Annotated in this window: 13 protein-coding genes; 11 read left to right on the top strand and 2 right to left on the bottom strand. The window is 55.7% G+C overall.

What is annotated here, in order from left to right; genetic code table 11:
* Positions 1 to 60: 60 nt before the first annotated feature.
* The 9 genes from ACL7TT_RS05715 to ACL7TT_RS05675 all read left to right on the top strand — a co-directional run bounded on the left by ACL7TT_RS05715 (position 61) and on the right by ACL7TT_RS05675 (position 12437).
* Positions 61 to 2403: a DNA translocase FtsK gene (locus tag ACL7TT_RS05715; RefSeq protein WP_299942854.1), complete on the top strand. Its 2343-nt coding sequence runs from the start codon at positions 61 to 63 to the stop codon at positions 2401 to 2403.
* Positions 2404 to 2497: 94 nt separating this feature from the next.
* Positions 2498 to 3109, top strand: coding sequence for an outer membrane lipoprotein chaperone LolA (lolA, locus tag ACL7TT_RS05710; protein ID WP_299942852.1), 612 nt, complete (start codon positions 2498 to 2500; stop codon positions 3107 to 3109).
* Complete coding sequence (locus ACL7TT_RS05705; protein ID WP_413393829.1) at positions 3102 to 4445, top strand: replication-associated recombination protein A; 1344 nt, start codon at positions 3102 to 3104, stop codon at positions 4443 to 4445. Before lolA ends, ACL7TT_RS05705 begins: the two co-directional genes overlap by 8 nt.
* Before the next feature lie 17 nt (positions 4446 to 4462).
* On the top strand, positions 4463 to 4837 hold the full coding sequence (gene crcB / locus ACL7TT_RS05700; RefSeq protein WP_299942848.1) for a fluoride efflux transporter CrcB: 375 nt from the start codon (positions 4463 to 4465) through the stop codon (positions 4835 to 4837).
* Between the two features lie 56 nt (positions 4838 to 4893).
* Complete coding sequence (gene serS, locus ACL7TT_RS05695; protein WP_413393827.1) at positions 4894 to 6183, top strand: serine--tRNA ligase; 1290 nt, start codon at positions 4894 to 4896, stop codon at positions 6181 to 6183.
* 96 nt (positions 6184 to 6279) lie between these two features.
* Positions 6280 to 7698, top strand: a complete 1419-nt coding sequence (gene cysG / locus ACL7TT_RS05690; RefSeq protein ID WP_413393825.1) for a siroheme synthase CysG — start codon at positions 6280 to 6282, stop codon at positions 7696 to 7698.
* A 1026-nt stretch (positions 7699 to 8724) separates the two neighbouring features.
* Positions 8725 to 9048, top strand: coding sequence for a TfoX/Sxy family protein (locus ACL7TT_RS05685; RefSeq protein WP_299942843.1), 324 nt, complete (start codon positions 8725 to 8727; stop codon positions 9046 to 9048).
* Between the two features lie 209 nt (positions 9049 to 9257).
* Positions 9258 to 10142 (top strand): aldo/keto reductase, encoded by an 885-nt coding sequence (locus tag ACL7TT_RS05680; RefSeq protein WP_299942841.1) that lies wholly within the window; start codon positions 9258 to 9260, stop codon positions 10140 to 10142.
* 918 nt (positions 10143 to 11060) lie between these two features.
* Positions 11061 to 12437 (top strand): SLC13 family permease, encoded by a 1377-nt coding sequence (locus ACL7TT_RS05675; RefSeq protein ID WP_299942839.1) that lies wholly within the window; start codon positions 11061 to 11063, stop codon positions 12435 to 12437.
* Positions 12438 to 12937: 500 nt separating this feature from the next.
* On the opposite strand, the gene ACL7TT_RS05670 is transcribed toward ACL7TT_RS05675, so the two are convergent.
* Positions 12938 to 13816: a DUF417 family protein gene (locus ACL7TT_RS05670; protein ID WP_299942837.1), complete on the bottom strand. Its 879-nt coding sequence runs from the start codon at positions 13814 to 13816 to the stop codon at positions 12938 to 12940.
* A 304-nt stretch (positions 13817 to 14120) separates the two neighbouring features.
* Positions 14121 to 14603 carry a hypothetical protein gene (locus ACL7TT_RS05665; RefSeq protein WP_413393822.1) on the bottom strand — a complete coding sequence of 161 codons (483 nt, stop codon included), beginning with the start codon at positions 14601 to 14603 and terminating at the stop codon, positions 14121 to 14123.
* Between the two features lie 672 nt (positions 14604 to 15275).
* Between ACL7TT_RS05665 and ACL7TT_RS05660 the strand changes: the two genes are divergently transcribed.
* Together ACL7TT_RS05660 and ACL7TT_RS05655 are read left to right on the top strand one after the other, a co-directional pair.
* Positions 15276 to 16400 carry a M14 family metallopeptidase gene (locus tag ACL7TT_RS05660; RefSeq protein ID WP_413393820.1) on the top strand — a complete coding sequence of 375 codons (1125 nt, stop codon included), beginning with the start codon at positions 15276 to 15278 and terminating at the stop codon, positions 16398 to 16400.
* A gap of 174 nt (positions 16401 to 16574) precedes the next feature.
* Complete coding sequence (locus ACL7TT_RS05655; protein ID WP_413393818.1) at positions 16575 to 18353, top strand: M28 family metallopeptidase; 1779 nt, start codon at positions 16575 to 16577, stop codon at positions 18351 to 18353.
* Positions 18354 to 18547: the final 194 nt, after the last annotated feature.

Raw genomic sequence — 18547 nt, 5'->3', positions numbered from 1 at the left:
CCGGCAACCGATCCCCTTGCCGGGGTTTTGGCAACAACAAAACTGTATTGAGGAAAGTCTTTGAAGGCCGAGAGTGCAACCGAGGAAACCGCTGCGAATAGCGATACCCTGCCGGATCCGCTGATTTCCCGCTTAATCAGAGAGGGGGCTCTGATCGCCCTGCTGGCGGGGGCGTTGCTATTGGCAATCAGCCTGCTGAGTTACGATGCACAGGACCCCGGCTGGTCCCATGTAGGGCAAACCGATCAGTTCCAAAATGCAATTGGGCCCACCGGGGCCTGGCTTGCCGACGTAGGCCTGTCTCTGCTGGGTTGGATGGCTTACCTGTTGCCCCTGCTGATTGGTTGGCGTGCCTATCGCATTCTGCGCGATCGCAGTGCCCGTTTTCACGGGCCCCTGTTCCTGCTACGGGTGTTTGGCCTGCTGCTGGTACTTGCCAGCGGCGCCTCGCTGGCAACCCTCTGTTTCGCGCCGGCTGAGACCCCGCTGCCCTTTTCCAATGGCGGTATTATCGGTGCGGCCCTTTCCGGTGCCGCCGGAGCCAGCCTCGGCTATGTGGGAGCAACCATTTTACTGCTGGCAATTTTTGCCATTGGTATCACCGTGTTCACCGGACTTTCCTGGCTCAGGCTGGCCGAATCCATTGGCCACATTGCGCTTGGATTTTTCGCCCTGTTCGGCCGGTTCTACAAACACTGGCGCCAAAAACGCGCTGAACAGCGTGTGGCACGGGAGGCCATAGTGGTGCGCAAAGCCGCTTTGGAGGAGGAGAGGCGGCGCAGTGTGGAGAGAATGCCGCCGAAGATCGAAGCGCTGGCGCCAAAACCAAAGCGGAGTCCCCGCGCGACCAAGGACAAGCAGGGCGAGCTGTTCAAAATCGGTCCGGTCACCGGCGCTCTGCCACCGCTGGGCTTACTGGACCCGGCGGACCAGAATAAAAAGGCGGGTTTCTCGCGGGAATCCCTGGAGGGGTTATCCCGTCTGCTGGAGCTGAAACTCAAGGACTTCGGTGTGGTGGCTGAAGTGGTCTCTGTGCTGCCTGGCCCGGTGGTCACCCGTTTTGAAATTCAGCCGGCAGCCGGGGTTAAAGTCAGCAAGATTTCCAATCTGGCCAAGGATCTGGCGCGCTCGCTGGCGGTGATCAGTGTCCGTGTTGTCGAGGTCATCCCGGGGAAATCGGTGGTGGGGATTGAGATCCCAAATGAGAATCGCCAGATTGTGCGCTTGAGTGAGGTACTGTCTGCCGATGTTTACGAAGCTGCCAAATCCCCCCTGACCCTGGCTTTGGGACACGATATCTCCGGCCAGCCGGTGGTGGCGGATCTGGCCAAGATGCCACACCTGCTGGTGGCGGGCACCACGGGCTCCGGCAAGTCCGTGGGCGTCAACGTGATGCTGCTCAGCTTGTTGTACAAGTCGACGCCGGAAGCGGTGCGCCTGATCCTGGTGGACCCGAAGATGTTGGAGCTGTCGGTTTACGAGGGTATTCCCCATCTGCTGACGCCAGTCATCACGGATATGAACGACGCCGCCAACGGTCTGCGCTGGTGTGTCGGGGAGATGGAGCGCCGCTATAAGCTGATGGCCGCGCTGGGGGTGCGCAACCTGGCGGGCTTTAACCGCAAGGTGGAGGAAGCCGAAGAGGCGGGAGAACCCATTGCCGACCCGCTTTGGCAGCCGGACCCCATGTCCAGCGTTCCGGAAGGGGAACAAACGGCCCCGGCTTTGCACAAGCTGCCGGCCATCGTGGTGGTAATCGATGAGTTTGCCGACATGATGATGATTGTCGGTAAGAAGGTGGAGCAACTGATCGCGCGCATCGCGCAAAAAGCCCGTGCGGCGGGTATTCACCTGCTGCTGGCCACCCAGCGTCCCTCAGTGGATGTCATCACCGGCCTGATCAAAGCCAATGTGCCCACCCGTATCGGTTTCCAGGTTTCTTCAAAGGTGGATTCCCGCACCATTCTCGACCAGGGTGGGGCGGAGCAGTTGCTCGGCCATGGCGATATGCTCTACCTGCCTCCGGGAAGCGGTGTGCCGGTGCGGGTGCACGGTGCCTTTGTGGATGATCACGAGGTACACAAGGTGGTGGCCGACTGGCGCCGACGCGGTACACCCGAATATATCGATGGCATTATCGATGACAGTAACAACAGTATACCGGTGCCCGGGCTGCAATCTGAAGAGGGGGAGGGCGAGGATCCCGAAGCGGATGCCCTCTACGATGAGGCAGTCGCCTTTGTGACGAAATCACGCAAGGCTTCCATTTCTTCTGTGCAGCGCCAGTTGCGGATTGGTTACAATCGTGCCGCACGTATTATTGACGCCATGGAAGCCGCAGGGGTTGTGTCCCCGGCCGGGCACAACGGCAACCGGGAGGTATTGGCCCCCCCACCCCCTTGAATGAACGCGCCATCGGACGGGCAGGAAGAGGGTTAAGCGCCTGTTCACCGGCCCGCCATTATGCTTTGTGAACTCAACCTACTGGAATCCAACTATGAAAAGCATTCTGCACAGTCTACTGTTGACGGTGAGTGTTGCTGCCGCAGGGGCCTGGGCCGATGCCACCGATGACCTCAGCAAGCGACTTATGCCCCTCGCTGCGCTGTCGGGCAATTTTCAGCAGACCCTGCTTGATGAGCGCGGCAAAGTGACCCAGAAGAGCAGTGGCAGCTTTTCTGTACAGCGGCCCGGTAAACTGCGCTGGGAAACCGGGGATCCCTACGCGCAGCTATTGGTGACCAACAATAAAACCCTGTGGCTTTACGATCCGGATCTGGAACAGGTGACGATACGGCCGGTGGACAAGCGCATCAAAGAAACACCTGCGCTCTTACTCGGCGGCAAGGTGGCAGAGATTCGCAATTCGTTCAATGTCTCCCTGAAAGACGGCGTCTACCACTTGGTTCCGAAAAATCCCTCGGCGCCCTTTAAAGCCATGGAAATAGGTTTTGCCAAAAACGGGCTGCCCGCGGCGATTACGGTGCGCGACAGCATGGGCCAGACCACCGAGATCACTTTCAGTGACATTCAGGCCAACCCCGAGCTTTCCGCCTCGGTATTCGACTTCAAACCACCCGCAGGTACCGACGTTATTAGAGATGAGTGATCTGTTTCAGTCCCCCCGGAACTATCAGCCCCTGGCCGCGCGGATGCGGCCCATCTCCCTGGCCTGTTATGTGGGCCAGTCGCATTTATTGGGAACGGGGAAACCGCTGCGTGAGGCGGTGGAGCGCGGGCAGTTGCACTCGATGATTTTGTGGGGGCCGCCGGGCGTTGGCAAAACCACCTTTGCCCGGCTCCTGGCTCAGGAATGCGATGCCCGTTTCTCGACATTGTCCGCGGTTTTGGCCGGGGTCAAGGATATCCGCCAGGCCGTTGCGGAGGCCGAGCAGAGCCGGGTGCAATCCGGTCGCGGCACCATCCTTTTTGTGGACGAAGTACACCGCTTCAACAAAGCCCAGCAGGACGCTTTTTTGCCCTATGTAGAGGAGGGCACGGTAACCTTCGTCGGTGCCACCACGGAAAATCCGGCCTTTGAGCTGAATAACGCGCTGCTGTCGCGCTGCCGGGTCTACCTGTTGCGCAGTATTTCGGAAGCGGATTTACTGGCCTTGCTGCAGCGCGCCCTGCAAACCGACGATGCACTGGTCGATCGCAATGTCACAGTGCCAGAAGCGGTGCTGCTGAAGATTGCGCGCGCCGCTGATGGGGATGCGCGCAGTGCCCTGAACCTGCTTGAAGTTGCCTGTGACCTGGCCACAGAGGAAGGTGGGGCGCTGCAGGTCGATGAGGTTGTGCTCGCCGAGGTGCTCAGCGCCGATGTGCGGCGCTTCGATAAGGGCGGTGACTATTTTTACGATCAAATCTCGGCACTGCACAAATCGGTGCGGGGCTCCGATCCCGATGCGGCGCTCTACTGGCTTGTGCGTATGCTCGACGGCGGTTGCGACCCCCTGTATATCGCGCGCAGGGTGGTGCGCATGGCCAGCGAAGACATCGGCAACGCAGACCCCCGCGCATTGCAGTCGGCGCTCAATGCCTGGGATGTGCAGGAGCGGCTCGGCAGCCCGGAAGGGGAGCTGGCCATCGCCCAGGCGATTCTCTACCTGGCGGTGGCGGCCAAAAGCAATGCGGTGTACAGCGCCTATAAGCGCGCGGTGGCGGATATCCGCCGCGACCCCAGTTACGAGGTGCCGATCCATTTGCGCAATGCGCCCACCAAGCTGGCCAAAAGCCTGTCCCACGGGGCCGAGTATCGCTATGCGCACGATGAACCCGATGCCTTTGCCGCGGGGGAAAACTACTTTCCCGAGGCCATTGCTGGTCGGCAATACTATCATCCGGTATCGCGCGGATTGGAACTGAAAATCGCAGAGAAACTGGACACACTGCGCCGCCTGAACCGCACCAGTGCCGTTCAGCGTTACACAGATAACACCTGAACTGCGGGGGAAACGAAATGCAGTGGCTGGCAATTGCCCTGGGTGGCGCTTTGGGGGCAGTGCTTCGCCACTTGATCACCATCTGGAGTTACCCGGTTTTCGGCGGCAAGTTTCCCCTGGGTACGTTGATCGTCAATGTGCTCGGTTCGTTTCTAATCGGAATCGTCTACGTACTGATCATTCACCGCGCGATGCTGGGGGAGGAGTGGCGGCTCCTGCTTATGACGGGCCTGTTTGGTGCGCTCACAACCTTCTCCACTTTCTCCCTGGATACCCTGATACTGTGGCACAATGGCCAACCATTCGTGGCCATTGGCTATATTCTCGGCAGCCTGGTTTGCTGCCTGGCAGCCACGGGAGTCGCTGTCGCCCTGGCGACACGGTATTTTTAAACAACATCCATTTAATATTTTGTGGTAGGCGCCTGAGCACAGGCGAACTGGAAACAATGCTCGATCCCAAACTGATTCGCACGGATATGGACCAGGTGGCCGCGGCGCTGAAAAAGCGTGGTGTGACACTGGATACGGTCAAACTGACAGCGCTTGAGGCGCGCCGCAAAGAGCTGCAGGTCCACACCGAGCATCTGCAAAATGAGCGCACCAGCAAGTCGAAAAATATTGGGCGCATGAAGGCCGCCGGAGAAGATATCGCCCCCCTGCTGAAAGCGGTGGAGTCCTTGGGCGGCGAGTTGCAAAGTGCCAAACAGACGCTGGCTGAACTGCAGCAGGAGCTGGCTGCTATTCTGTCCGCGATTCCGAACCTGCTGGATGCGTCGGTACCAGAGGGCGAGAGCGAGGACGATAATGTTGAAATCCGGCGCTGGGGACAACCGCGCTGTTTTGATTTTGAAGTCAAAGATCACGTCGACCTGGGTACCGGGCTCGGCGGTCTCGACTTTGAAGTGGCCGTCAAGCTCACAGGTTCACGCTTTGCTGTAATGACCGCAGCGGTGGCGAGACTACACCGTGCCTTGGCCCAGTTTATGCTGGATATTCACACTGAAGAGCACGGCTACAAAGAGGCCAATGTGCCGTTCATTGCGAATGGGGATTCCCTGTATGGCACCTCGCAGCTGCCGAAGTTTGAGGAAGACCTGTTCAAACTGAGCGACGAGCGCAGCTTCTATTTGATTCCGACTGCGGAAGTGCCGCTGACGAATTTGTACCGCGACCATATTGTTGAAGACAGCCAGTCCCTGCCGCACAAACTGGTGGCCCACACACCCTGTTTCCGCTCCGAGGCCGGCTCCCATGGTCGCGACACCCGCGGCATGATTCGCCAGCACCAGTTTGAAAAAGTGGAGCTGGTGTGGGTGACCCGCCCGGACCAGTCTGGCGAGGCGCTGGAAACCCTGACGCAGCATGCGGAGACCATTCTGCAAAAGTTACAGCTGCCGTATCGCACTGTGGCACTCTGTGGTGGAGATATCGGTTTTGCCGCGCGCAAGACCTACGATATTGAGGTTTGGATTCCGTCTCAGGACCGGTACCGGGAAATTTCCTCCTGCTCCCTGGTGGGTGATTTCCAGGCGCGCCGGATGAAGGCCCGCTGGCGCAACCCGGAATCCGGCAAACCGGAGCTGGTGCATACCCTGAATGGCTCCGGCCTCGCGGTGGGCCGAGCTTTGGTTGCGGTACTGGAGAACTACCAGCGCGAAGATGGCAGTGTGGAAATTCCGGCCGTGTTGCGTCCCTATATGGGCGGCCGGGAAGTGATTGCTGCTTTCCCCGCATAGTGTTGATGCGGCACTCTGGCCGGCTACCGGGTTGTTAACTACCCCGGGTATTCTGGAGGAATACTGTTCCCGTCTGCCACTTAATGGGATAAGACGTTGCGCTATCTCCCTCTCGCGTTTGATGTCCAAAACCGCCCTTGCTTGATTGTGGGTGGAGGCGCCATTGCCACCCGCAAAGCCCGCTTGCTATGCAAGGCGGGAGCCCGCCTGTGGGTGGTTGCCCCGGAGATTGCCGCCGAACTCAGGCAACTGGTGTCCGATTCAAACGGAGCCCTGTTTGAGACAACCTACTGCGCCGATTATTTGCAGCGGGCTGAACTGGTGATCGCGGCATCCGATAGTGCGGAGGTCAATGCGCAGGTCTCTGCCGATGCGCGCGCCCGGCACCTGCCGGTCAATGTGGTGGATGCGCCGCAGTTGTGTACGTTTACCTTTCCCGCAATGGTGGAGCGCGGCGATCTCTCGATTGGTATTAACAGTGGCGGTGCTGCGCCGGTGCTTACCCGGCGTATCCGCGCCCAGATCGAAGCGCTGCTATCCCCGGGGCTTGCCGCCCTGGTGGAGCTTGCCGCCCGTGTGCGCACCAGGGTAAAAGCCGCATTGCCCGAAGCGCGGCGCAAGGATTTTTGGGAGTGGGTTTTCTCAGGCCCAGTCGCCAGCTGTATGGAGGCAGGGAAGCTGGCGGAAGGGGAAAAAGCATTGCTCAATGCCCTGCAGGTCTGGCAGGGCAGTCCTGCACCGACTGGCGAGGTTTACCTGGTGGGCGGGGGCCCTGGAGATCCCGATTTGCTGACCTTTCGCGCCCTGCGTCTGATGCAGCAGGCCGATGCCGTGCTCTATGATCGCCTGGTATCCCCGGCGGTTCTGGACCTGGTGCGCAGGGATGCCGAGCGTATTTATGTTGGCAAGAAAAAAGCGTTTCATTCGGTTCCCCAAAGCGATATCAACCAGCTGTTGGTGGATTTAGCCAACAAAGGCAAAAAGGTACTGCGTCTGAAGGGAGGAGATCCCTTTATTTTTGGCCGAGGTGGCGAAGAGATCGACAAACTGGCCGAGCACGGCATACCGTTTCAAGTGGTGCCGGGCATTACCGCTGCGTCCGGGTGTGCCAGCTATGCGGGTATTCCTTTGACGCACCGCGATTACGCCCAGTCAGTGCGTTTTATTACCGGACACCTGCAGGAAGGCAGCCTCGATTTGCCCTGGAGCGAATTGGCCTCTGTTGGCCAAACCCTGGTTTTCTATATGGGCTTGACGGGCCTGCGAACCATTTGCACCGAACTCACCCGCCACGGTCTCTCAGCGGAAACGCCCGCGGCACTGATCGAAAAGGGAACAACTCCGGCGCAGCGGGTCATTGTGGGTGACCTCAAGACACTACCAGACCTCGCGCAAAACAAGGCAGTAAAGGCGCCGACTTTGACTATCGTCGGTGGCGTTGTCAGCCTGCATGAGAAATTGCACTGGTATCAGCGGGACCAGTCAGATCTCCAGCCCCCTGTCTGTGGCAATTGATTCCGGCGACAGACCAGATCCCAACGCCTGTTGCGTGAAACGCATTGACAAAAAGACGTTGCGACCACACATGGGCATTCAGTATTTGCCAAAAGCCGAAGCACAGTTGAAAAATGCTTGCGCACGCCCGCGACCGCTTTTATTGAAGGGGAGAGCGCTGTTTCAAAGTGTTGCCAAATACTGATCGAGACGTATGAGTTGCAATACGCTACAAGTGCCAAAGGTCGTTGGGTATTCAGTAGGTGTTCTGTCAGCTCTGGTTCAGGCCCTGAATGTCCACTTTCGGAGTTTTTACCTTACAGAAGCGCAGTTTCATCCAAATAACAGCAATTGTTCCTATGTAAGACGTATCCGTATTCTACAAATAAGTTGTGTTCGAGAAATCCGATTCTAGACGTTGCCAAAAATGCCGGAAAGCGTGACCCTGACGTACAGAAAAAATTCGTGTGAATAGCTTATTAAGATCGGGCATGGTAGATACAACAAGTAAATTCCACTGGAATTGCCATTTACCATATTCCCTTGTATCAATATTTGAAAAAGCAGTGTGAATATCCCACCGGCCTGGCGATTTATTCAGAAGGTGCATGTCGTTAAAATCCACTTTTTACTGATGTAGTGCTCCTATTGCGCCGGCATCTTATCAAGAAGAAGTCTTGCTATTTCCTGCTACACTTAAATGATTATTCAATATAAATTTTATCGCCAGGATGCAGCTGCTTATGCAGGGTAGGGGATGGGGCTCCGTCTACCAGAGCCATATGATGTGTGGTGACCGGTCGCGATCCTGTAGGGGTATATTTGCAGACTGTCTGGAATGGGCGCAGTTGTTTTTCTCTCTTGGGATGATATCTGTACCCATCATTAGACACTTGTCAATAACCCGCCGCAACCGTCTAGGAAGGCGGACTATTCCGGCGAATTGTCTTCAGTGGAGTTTACTTTCGTCAACTTTGCATTTATGCGGTTTGTAGCGACTGTGGAAATATGGCTTCCCGCTCGGTAAAAGAAATTAAGGAGATTGTTATGGCGTATAACAAAACCCTGGCAGAAAAAGTGCGCAATCTGATACAGGAAAACCAGGGCCTCAGTGAAAAACAGATGTTTGGGGGCTTGGCGTTTATGTTAAATGGCAACATGGCCTGTGGTGTGGTCGGCGAAGAACTGATGGTTAGGGTAGGGCCTGATCACTATCAGGAGGCGCTGGCGGAGCGCTACACACGCCCAATGGACTATACCGGGCGTCCTTTGAAAGGGATGGTGTATGTTGAGGAGGATGCCGTTGCCGAAGACCTTGACAATTGGGTGAGCCGCGGCGTTAACTTCGCCGGTTCGCTGCCTCCCAAATAAAGTCTGAGACCATACTCAACCTAAACCAATCTGCAAGGTGATTTTAGTGTCTCGCAAGTGAAAGAATGGCATTACATTACCTATATACTGTAGGGTTTTCCAAGAAACAGGGGGTGACCTCTTACACTCGATACCGCCGAGAGCGGATAATTTTAGCCATAGGAAGTGGTGTTCAGTGCACAGCGCAGTAGCTGGAAGGGATATCGATTATGTACTTTATCGAGTTTAATAATGGCGTGCAGATTCCCCAGGTCGGCATGGGGCTGGCCGCTGTGGGCGGCTGGCAACAGGATAATGAATATGTCACTGATACCATTCTAAAGGCGATATCGATCGGTTATAGGCAGTTTGATACAGCTTCTGTGTATGGCAATGAGCGCGCCCTGGGGCGCGCGATCAGGGAATCCGGCCTGCCGCGGGAGATATTTTTTATAACCAGTAAAATCTGGGATACCGAGCAGGGGCGTAGCAAAACCCACGATGCCTTCGCGCGCAGCCTGGAACGTTTGCAACTGGAATATCTGGATCTCTACCTGATTCACTGGCCAGTGCCAGCCTATACCCGGGAAACCTGGGAGGTTATGGAGGCGCTGTATCAGCAGAAGAAGGTACGCGCCCTGGGTTTATCGAATTTCCGCAAGACGGATATCGAACAAATTGCTACATTTGCCGAGATTCGTCCGGTCTGCAATCAAATTGAATTACATCCTTATTTCACCCAGCAGCCGCTGGTAGATTACTGCCAGTTTCACAAAATTGCTATTAGCTGTTGGTCTCCCCTGGGTTCCGGATCTTCCTGGAGTGGTGTGCCACAGAGTGAAAAACCGATAGTGGACCCATTAATTGTAGAAATCGCAGAAAATCATTCTGTGTCTCCGGCACAAGTCATATTGAAATGGAATGTGCAACAGCATCGTATTGTGATCCCCAAGGCAGAAAAACTGGATAACATTCGCAGCAATTTGTTATTGTCAGGGTTTACTTTGAGTAATAATGATATTGGAGCAATCAATGGCCTGAATTGCAACAAGCGGCTTGGAGGTGATCCGGATTATGCACATAAGAATAATTTGACTGTAAAGGTGCCAGATTAACGGATTATTGAATCTTGAGGAGCTCGTCTCACATTTGCATAGTCGTCTGTGGGGCTCTGTTGAGGTTTAATGGCCTTGCGCAGTAACGGAGCAGTGCATCCCTTGCCTGCTGCGAGGTCGGGGGGTTGGATATCTTAATTTGAAGCTGCGGGATTTTTGATAGATTTGACGAAAGGATTCAGTTATTTTATCGCCAGCGGTTCCAGTGTTACCTTAGGACCAGGCCAAAGCGCAATGGGCTATCCACGTTTCCAGTAGATGGCCAGCTACAGCTTATCTTCCGGGTTACGCATCTTCAGATTTGCACTTGAGATGGCAGGATATTCGTATACCTTATCCTAGGTTCAGTGTGACATTACTTTGCTTGATCCAGTCCGGTAAATCCTAATTAATGCTCGTGATATCGGGGTGGCCATGTCCGTTAGAGTCATTGGCCCGGCATCGTTGTTTCCAGATTTCCATCCTATTGGATATACTGCTTTAGGATTTTCTGCGATTTCTATACACGCGATACTTGTGTGCGCGGTTAGCATGGCAGAAGGGAAGAATACCCCTCTCCCAGGACCGTTTAAGGCATGGATGCCGATTGCGAGCATACAGGGATGTATTCACAACGCGTCCTGGGAGAGGGGTATTCTTTCCTTCCGAACCGGTAGTAATTTCCCAAATCATAGCGGTGTATACTTAGACAGGGAGGTGTTATGACACTGCGGGCCGTATTATCCTTGATGCGCGAGCTTCTTCGCCCATTTAAGGCGATGTTTCAGGGGTAATCCTGGAGGAACTCTGGGATGTGTTTGGTTAAGAAGTAACGGAAAAGTAGGGTGGCAGCGACCGGCGCTTTGGTTACAGAAAAAAAGGGCATTTTCCTCTGGTGCACATAGTGCCTGGGGGAGATTGGATTGTTGGGGGGTGGGTATGTCGATTGCGCGCCAGCGCTTTGTCGTTTTGGGGCCGTTGTTGGCCGTTTTTTTTTACGTGTTTTTGCGTGAGCTAGATTTGGCGTATCTGCCTGCGGTCACTGCGGCTATTACATTGCTTACAGTGATCTGGTGGATTACCGAGGCACTGCCTATCCCGGCAACTTCTCTGGTGCCTTTTATACTTCTACCCTTATTCGGGGTGGCCGATTATAAAATGGTGGCGGCATCGCTGGGAAGTCATGTGATTATGCTGCTCATGGGGGCCTTTATCTTGTCCAAGGCTCTGGAAAAGAGTGGGGCCCATGAGCGCCTGGCCCTGTATATGCTGCGCATCGTTGGCGTATCCTCCGGTCGGCGGTTGGTTCTGGGGTTTATGCTGGCCTCAGGTTTTCTCAGTATGTGGATCTCGAATACCGCCACAACTCTAATGATGCTGCCCATTGCCCTGGCAATTCTCTCCCGTATCCAAAATCAACGACTGAGCATTGCACTGATTTTGGGTATTGCCTATGGCGCAAGTCTCGGGGGCGTGGGTACGCCGCTGGGTACGCCTCCAAATGTTATTTTTATGGGCATTTATGAGGAGGTAACCGGTCGGACGTTCAGTTTCGTGAGCTGGATGAAGATCGGTCTTCCTGTAGTAGTGACCACTCTGCCGATTATGACGCTCTGGCTTACCCGCGGTGTCCATCTTAAAAATGTAATCGAACCGCCGGCGGTTGGGGCTTGGCGTGCAGAGGAAAAGCGCACACTGCTGGTGTTTGGCCTCGCCATTGCTTTTTGGATCACCCGCAATGCCCCCTTTGGCGGCTGGAGTGGGTGGCTGGATATTGCATCTGCCGGAGACAGCACAGTCGCTATTGCCGCTGTGGTGGCCATGTTTATGATTCCCGACGGGAAAGGCGGTCGCTTGCTCGACTGGCAGACCGCTGAGACAATCCCCTGGGGCATGTTGCTGCTCTTTGCCGGTGGTCTCGCCCTGGCCAAAGGCTTTTCCGTTTCGGGCCTGAGCAGTATGCTGGGCAGCGGACTTTCCTTCCTGACCGCCATGCCCCTCTGGGTGATGTTGCTATTGCTCTGTCTCGGTGTCACCTTCCTCACAGAAATTACCAGCAATACTGCTACAGCTACACTGCTGATGCCGATACTTGCGGCAGCGGCCACTTCTGCAGGTTTCGATCCGATGGTGTTGATGATACCGGCCGCCATGAGTGCCAGCTGCGCTTTCATGTTACCGGTGGCCACAGCACCCAATGCGATCGCTTACGGCACCGGAAAAGTGCGTATGCAGGATATGGTGCGTGAGGGTGCGGTGCTGAGTGTGACTGCATCGCTGATTATTGCCGGTACAGCCTGGCTACTATTGGGCTAGGCTTTCCAGCGGGGGAGGTTGCCGGATAGGGTAACAGCCAAGAATTGCAGGGTATCGCACCGAAAAACAGTTGTGTGCAGCAAAAACCTATCCGCTGCACAGGCGGACCTTCCCGGTGTATAAGACCCGGGGAAGTGCGGGGGCAGCGGCACAGGGTATTTCGGGTCCAGGCGTCCACGGCTGTGCGGTTCCACAAAATGATCGACTCCCTGAGTCCGACCACTTTTCTGCTCAAGCGGTAGAGAACTTCTCTATGACACAGTTGCTAGCAAGGCTGGAGGGAAGAATACCCCGCTGCCAGGATCGTATGAGACATGGATGCCGATTACGAGCGTACAGTGATGATTTCACAGCGCGTCTTGGGAGAGGGGTGTTCTTTCCCTCCGACCCGGTAGTAAGGGGTAGCCGCCTCAATTGGCGGCCCCTGATCGCTCTGGGGGCAAAAAGAGCGATAACACTGAACTGAGCCCCTGGGGGGCTCTGCCCGTTGCATGCTTTCGTTAGGTGGTGGATCCTTCCCGGCGTGTCATAGCGCTGTAGAAGATTAATGCGGCTGCAAACAGAAGCCAGTCTTTGATGATGAACTGACCTGTTGTATTCAGATCGAGAATAAAGAGGTCATACCCGGGGGTATTGAAAAGAAAGGTTGTGGTTCCGATCGCTGTGGCCAGGATGCCGGCCAGACCGAACAACCCAATACGTTTGGATACCGGTGCGAGTAGCAGCGTTACCAGGAACAGTAATTCGACGATACCAATGAAATTTGAGGCCCCCTGGGTAGTCCAAACAGTGTAAGTCCAGGAAAAAAAGAGATTGGTGCTCATCAGGGGGAAAATACCCTGCGCCTCAAAGGCGGTGAATTTCATCGCACCAATCCACCCCATCACAATGGCGACGCCAAAAATGCACAGACCAATGGCAATGCGCCGACACCCTTGTGAAGACCTACTGGAGGCATACAAGTACAGGGCCACGCCAGCCATGGAGAAGTACTTTATGATTCCCTGGCCCGAGCCGATAAACGGGAAGCCGCCGTAGGACGCCACCCACACCGGGTTTGTCAGCAGAAGCGTGGTGGGGGCAATCAGCAGTATAAAAGCGGCCAGTGCAGACCATTGATAACGCCTGCTATGCCGATTACGTTGGCTGAGCCCGATCGCGATCACAATTTTTACTGCACCGATCAGCCATGCCAAAAGCATCCACGGTATGTCGATTTTTGAAAAGAGAAGATGCTGACTGAACCAGTTACTGATTATTTGGGAGCCGGTTTCTCCGAATGAGAGAACGCCGGTCCAGACGAGGTACACCACCATGATCCAGTTTGCGATTGTGTAAACGTGACGCTCGGGAATATTATAAAAATACGAGAGACTCATAATTTTTGCTCCTGCTGGGCTGGAAGAAAAAAGTGCCGAATGCGCCGTATTTCAGGATTGCTGCGACGACAGGGCTTTTGGCATGGTATTTTGTTAAGGATGGGGTGATGAGCCCGGTTCTTATGCCTCTGACAGGGTAGTAAAAACCCTTAGCCATTACCTGCTCACAATCACCGGGGATTGCCCTCTTGGAATAACCGGCGTCTCTGGGCCTGCCGGTATACGAAAGGCCCAGAACAGACTGCGGCGGACGGGGGTACTTCTCTGCGCCGGGTAAAAGTTCAGCTCCCGTCTAATGGAGCGCTTAACGTGCCGCGACTTGAGCGGTGATGGCTGCCTGCAAAGCTGCGGCATCCTGCAACCAGACAATGTCATCAGCATCCACTTTTTGCCCGGTAACGTCTGTCAGGATGACCTCCAGATCTGCCAGATCCCCACTATCGTCAGATTTGCCCTCAATAGATAGTTGAAGCCAGGCGTGGCCATCTTCGTCAGTCACTTTTTGTACCTTGTCTGTATCGACACTGCTGGTGTGCCGGTCGATCACCGAGGGGCTGCCCGGCGGCAGGTAGATTGTGCCATTGGTGAAGTCTACTGCGAAGGCTACAACACCGGGAAGAAACCCAAAAAGCAGTGCGGCGCCATCCAAAATAACCACTGCCGGGTCCACGCGACCGCCCGTCTGGCCTTTGCGCTCAGGATACAGAAAATAACCGCAGGCGCTGACATTGATTACCATCACCAACACACTGCTAAGGGCAATGCTGCGCTTAATACGACTACCCATGAACTTCTAACCTCTTGCAGCTTATGATCGAATCCGGAATCCCAGTCTGCTGTCCGGCCTCGGGTCCAGCAGGCCAATTCCAGAGAAGGGATCGCCATTCTCGCCTGCCCAGCCAAATATCCTTCCATGGGTAAAGGGAAAAGCCACTAAATTTACGCCTATCTGCACCAGGGTGCAACAAAGTGCAATAAAAGCTGCCTAAACTTTAATCAGCGCCTGCTACGGAATGTTATGGAGATGTCATTGATTTCTGACAGTGTGGAGTGACGCACTTGTGAACAGTCCGGGCAGCAAGCATTTGTCTGGGACCGACACCGGAAATTTCAGGGAGTAGTAGTCGCAGCAGGTGCCGCCAGGGATTGGCTAAAGCACGGTATCGAATCCGGTACCGTGCTTTTTTATTATTTGCACAACTGGCCTCATTGTGCCTCCTTGACCGGGGGATTGACGCCCCGGCAGCTGACACAAGTGTGCAGTGCAAGTTCTATTTTTCTTTTATGGGCTGGTAACTGCCGGCGCAGATTTCCTCAACCCCTCTTCTGCAAGCGGTCCAAATTATCAGATGGGTGACATGACAATTTACTTATAAAGTGGCAGTTTCCCCCACCAGGCGCCTGAAAAAAATGCTCGAGCCCTGTATCCTGCGCCCAGCAACAAAAAAGGGGGGCGTGTATGAATATAACCAGTGCTTTCGACAGCGGAAATATCGAAGTTGTCAATTCCACTACCAATCCGGTTGAGTTGGCCATCCGCCAGGACCACAATTCCGATTTTTATCAGTGGTTTCACTTTCGCCTGGAGGGGGAGAGAGGGTCGAGTTATCCCCTGCGCATTGTGAATGCCGGTAAGTCCGCCTATCCGGAGGGATGGGAAAACTACCGGGTGTGCGCTTCCTACGACCGCCAGCACTGGTTTCGTCTCGGCGCCAGCTATGACGGAAATAGCCTGGATTTCGCCGTAACGCTGGATGAGCCAAGTATCTATCTCGCCTATTTCGCCCCTTATTCCTGGGAGCGGCACCTGGATTTACTCGCCTGGGCGCAAAGCAGCGATCAGGTACACATGCAGAGTCTCGGCAAGACCCTCGACGGTCGCGATATGACCATGCTGACGGTTGGGGCTGTCAGTAGTGCCAGGCACCGGGTCTGGATGATCGCTCGCCAGCACCCCGGGGAAACCATGGCGGAATGGTTTGTGGAAGGCTTTCTGGATGCGCTGCTGGACGAGGCCAACCCTACAGCCCGAAGTCTTCTGGCGGATACCGTTTTTTATGTGGTGCCGAATATGAATCCCGACGGTAGTGTGCGCGGCCACCTGCGCACCAATGCGGCGGGGGCAAACCTGAATCGTGAATGGCTTGAGCCCAGCCTGGAGCGCAGTCCGGAGGTTTTTCTGGTGCGACAGAAAATGCTGGAGCTCGGCGGGGAACTTTTTCTGGATATTCATGGGGACGAGGCACTGCCCTACAACTTTGTCGCTGCCTGTGAGGGCATTCCCGGCTATGACGACCGCCATGCGAAACTGGAGGAGACCTTCAAACGTGCCTACGAGGCGATCAGTCCGGATTTCCAGACCGAACACGGCTACGAGCGCGACAAGCCCGGTGAAGCCAGCCTGTCCATAGGCACCGCCTGGGCCGGGCACCAGTTTCGCACCCTGGCCCTGACCTTGGAGATGCCCTTTAAGGATAATAACAAGCTGCCCGATCCGATCGAGGGGTGGTCCCCCGCCCGCAGCCAGCAGTTGGCCCGCGATATCCTCTACCCGATCCGGGCAGTGCTGAAAACCTTGTCGTAGCGCCAGGCCAAATGCCGGCCAGAATGCCCCTTGTATACGGTATCGGGCAGGTGCGTTTTAACGGTTTTTGTTTGATACCTGGCCCTTATCCATTGCAGCAGGCTTCAGCAAGCTGTCGTTAGATGGATCGAGATCAGGCATAATTCTGTGCAGCAAGGCTCACAGGACAACATTATGCAAATCTCATCCCTCTGGCGCCGCCTCGGCCTGACTATCGCTGTCGGCAGCGCACTCACCGCCTGCAGCCAAGGCGATCCCAAAGCGACCGGGCAGCAGGCAGCGGAACCGGCAGCTGCCCACACCCGTTACCAGCATCCAGTGGGGACCACCACCGGCTCCAGCCCCACTCCTGGTGAAGTTGAGCAGGCCCAGGTCGATACCATCGCTGCAGATCTGCACAAACATATTGCGATCCTCGCTTCCGATCAGTTCGAGGGACGTGCCCCCGCCACAACCGGCGAGGCGCTGACCGTCAGCTATCTGGCAGAACAATTTAAAACGCTGGGGCTGACACCCGGCGCCACGGGTGCAGATGGCCAGCCGAGCTGGTTCCAGCAGGTGCCCATCGTTGAGATGCAGATCGAATCCACTCCCCTCCGCATTGCGGGCGCGGGTGTCGAGCAGGAACTGCAGCCAATCACTGACATGGTGGCTTTCACTCAGCGGCAAACCTCTGCATCCGCCCTGGAGAACAGCGAACTGGTATTTGTTGGCTATGGCATCGTTGCCCCCGAGAATGACTGGAACGACTACTCTGGCCTGGACATGTCCGGCAAGACCGCCGTCATTTTGGTCAATGACCCCGGCTATGCCAGCAAGGACGAGTCTCTCTTCAATGGCAACGCCATGACTTACTATGGACGCTGGAGTTATAAATTTGAGGAAGCCGCCCGCCAGGGTGCTGAGGGTGCCATCATCATTCACGAGACCGGGGCCGCCGGTTATCCGTGGGAGGTGGTCAGCGGTTCCTGGTCCGGCGCACAAATCAGCTTGGAAACCGACGACCGCAATGTCGACCGCGTCGCGGTGGAGGCCTGGATAACCAACAATGCTGCCAGGGCATTGTTTCGCTCCGCTGAATTGGATCTGCAAACAGAGATGGCCGCGGCAAAAACCCGCGACTTCAAGCCAAAGGCACTCGGCCTCAAGGCCAATATCCGGCTGCAAAACAGCCTGCAAACCTCCAATTCCCGCAACGTGGTGGCCAAATTGCCGGGCCGGAAGCGCCCGGATGAGGTGATCGTGTACACCGCGCACTGGGATCACCTGGGCGTAAACAGCAATGCCAAAGGCGAAGACCAGATTTTCAATGGCGCCGTGGACAATGCCACAGGTACTGCCGGTCTGCTGGCCATGGCTGCCCAGGCGGTAAGACTTGAACGCCCCGACCGCTCACTGGTCTTCGTTGCGGTCACCGCTGAGGAATCCGGCCTGCTCGGCTCCAAATATTACGCTGAGCACCCCGCTGCGCCCCTGGAGAAAACGGTTGCGGGCATAAACTTTGATGCCATGAATGTGCTCGGGCCAGCCCGGGATATTATTGTTATCGGCTATGGCAGCAGCGAACTGGAACCGTTGCTGGAGACCGCCGCAAAGGCGCAGGGCCGTTACCTGGTTCCCGAGGAGCACCCTGAGCGTGGTTACTTTTATCGCTCGGATCATTTCAGCTTGGCGAAAAAAGGGGTTCCCATGCTGTATTTTGACTCCGGCACCGACAACCTGGAGCACGGTCGCGAATGGGCTCGGCGCAAAGGTGAGGAATATCTCAGCGATCACTATCACAAGCCGGGCGATGCCTATGATCCGGCGTGGAATTTAAAGGGGGCAGCCATGGACCTGCAGTTGGGGCTGCAACTGGGGCTGGTCTTGGCCAATAACCAGGATTGGCCCAACTGGTATCCAGGCAACGAGTTTCGCGCAATCCGTGATGCGAGTGCCGGCGCCAGAAAATAATCCTGGCGGACGACTCTGAAATAGACCCTCCTGCGGCAGCGGTGCAGACTCTGTACCGCTGCAATCCCGCCCGGGTACCCTCGTGGCGTTGCCCTCGTTTTCCTTCCCGTTGCATTTGACAAACAGGAAAAGATCCCGGCCTTTCTCTGGCAGTCCTGGCTTGAGGAATAATAAAGGCAGCACCTGCTGGGGCG

It is taken from the genome of Microbulbifer jejuensis (assembly GCF_047289955.1).
Classification (GTDB): Bacteria; Pseudomonadota; Gammaproteobacteria; order Pseudomonadales; family Cellvibrionaceae; genus Microbulbifer.
Note: the sequence above shows the minus strand (reverse complement) of the source record. Positions and strands in the feature narration are given on the sequence as shown.

Coding starts and splice junctions, on each gene's coding strand:
- ACL7TT_RS05675 (WP_299942839.1), top strand. CDS start 11,061: ATGTCGATTGCGCGCCAGCGCTTTGTCGTTTTGGGGCCGTTGTTGGCC.
- crcB (WP_299942848.1), top strand. CDS start 4,463: ATGCAGTGGCTGGCAATTGCCCTGGGTGGCGCTTTGGGGGCAGTGCTT.
- ACL7TT_RS05660 (WP_413393820.1), top strand. CDS start 15,276: ATGAATATAACCAGTGCTTTCGACAGCGGAAATATCGAAGTTGTCAAT.
- ACL7TT_RS05705 (WP_413393829.1), top strand. CDS start 3,102: ATGAGTGATCTGTTTCAGTCCCCCCGGAACTATCAGCCCCTGGCCGCG.
- lolA (WP_299942852.1), top strand. CDS start 2,498: ATGAAAAGCATTCTGCACAGTCTACTGTTGACGGTGAGTGTTGCTGCC.
- ACL7TT_RS05685 (WP_299942843.1), top strand. CDS start 8,725: ATGGCGTATAACAAAACCCTGGCAGAAAAAGTGCGCAATCTGATACAG.
- ACL7TT_RS05670 (WP_299942837.1), bottom strand. CDS start 13,816: ATGAGTCTCTCGTATTTTTATAATATTCCCGAGCGTCACGTTTACACA.
- ACL7TT_RS05655 (WP_413393818.1), top strand. CDS start 16,575: ATGCAAATCTCATCCCTCTGGCGCCGCCTCGGCCTGACTATCGCTGTC.
- ACL7TT_RS05680 (WP_299942841.1), top strand. CDS start 9,258: ATGTACTTTATCGAGTTTAATAATGGCGTGCAGATTCCCCAGGTCGGC.
- serS (WP_413393827.1), top strand. CDS start 4,894: ATGCTCGATCCCAAACTGATTCGCACGGATATGGACCAGGTGGCCGCG.
- ACL7TT_RS05665 (WP_413393822.1), bottom strand. CDS start 14,603: ATGGGTAGTCGTATTAAGCGCAGCATTGCCCTTAGCAGTGTGTTGGTG.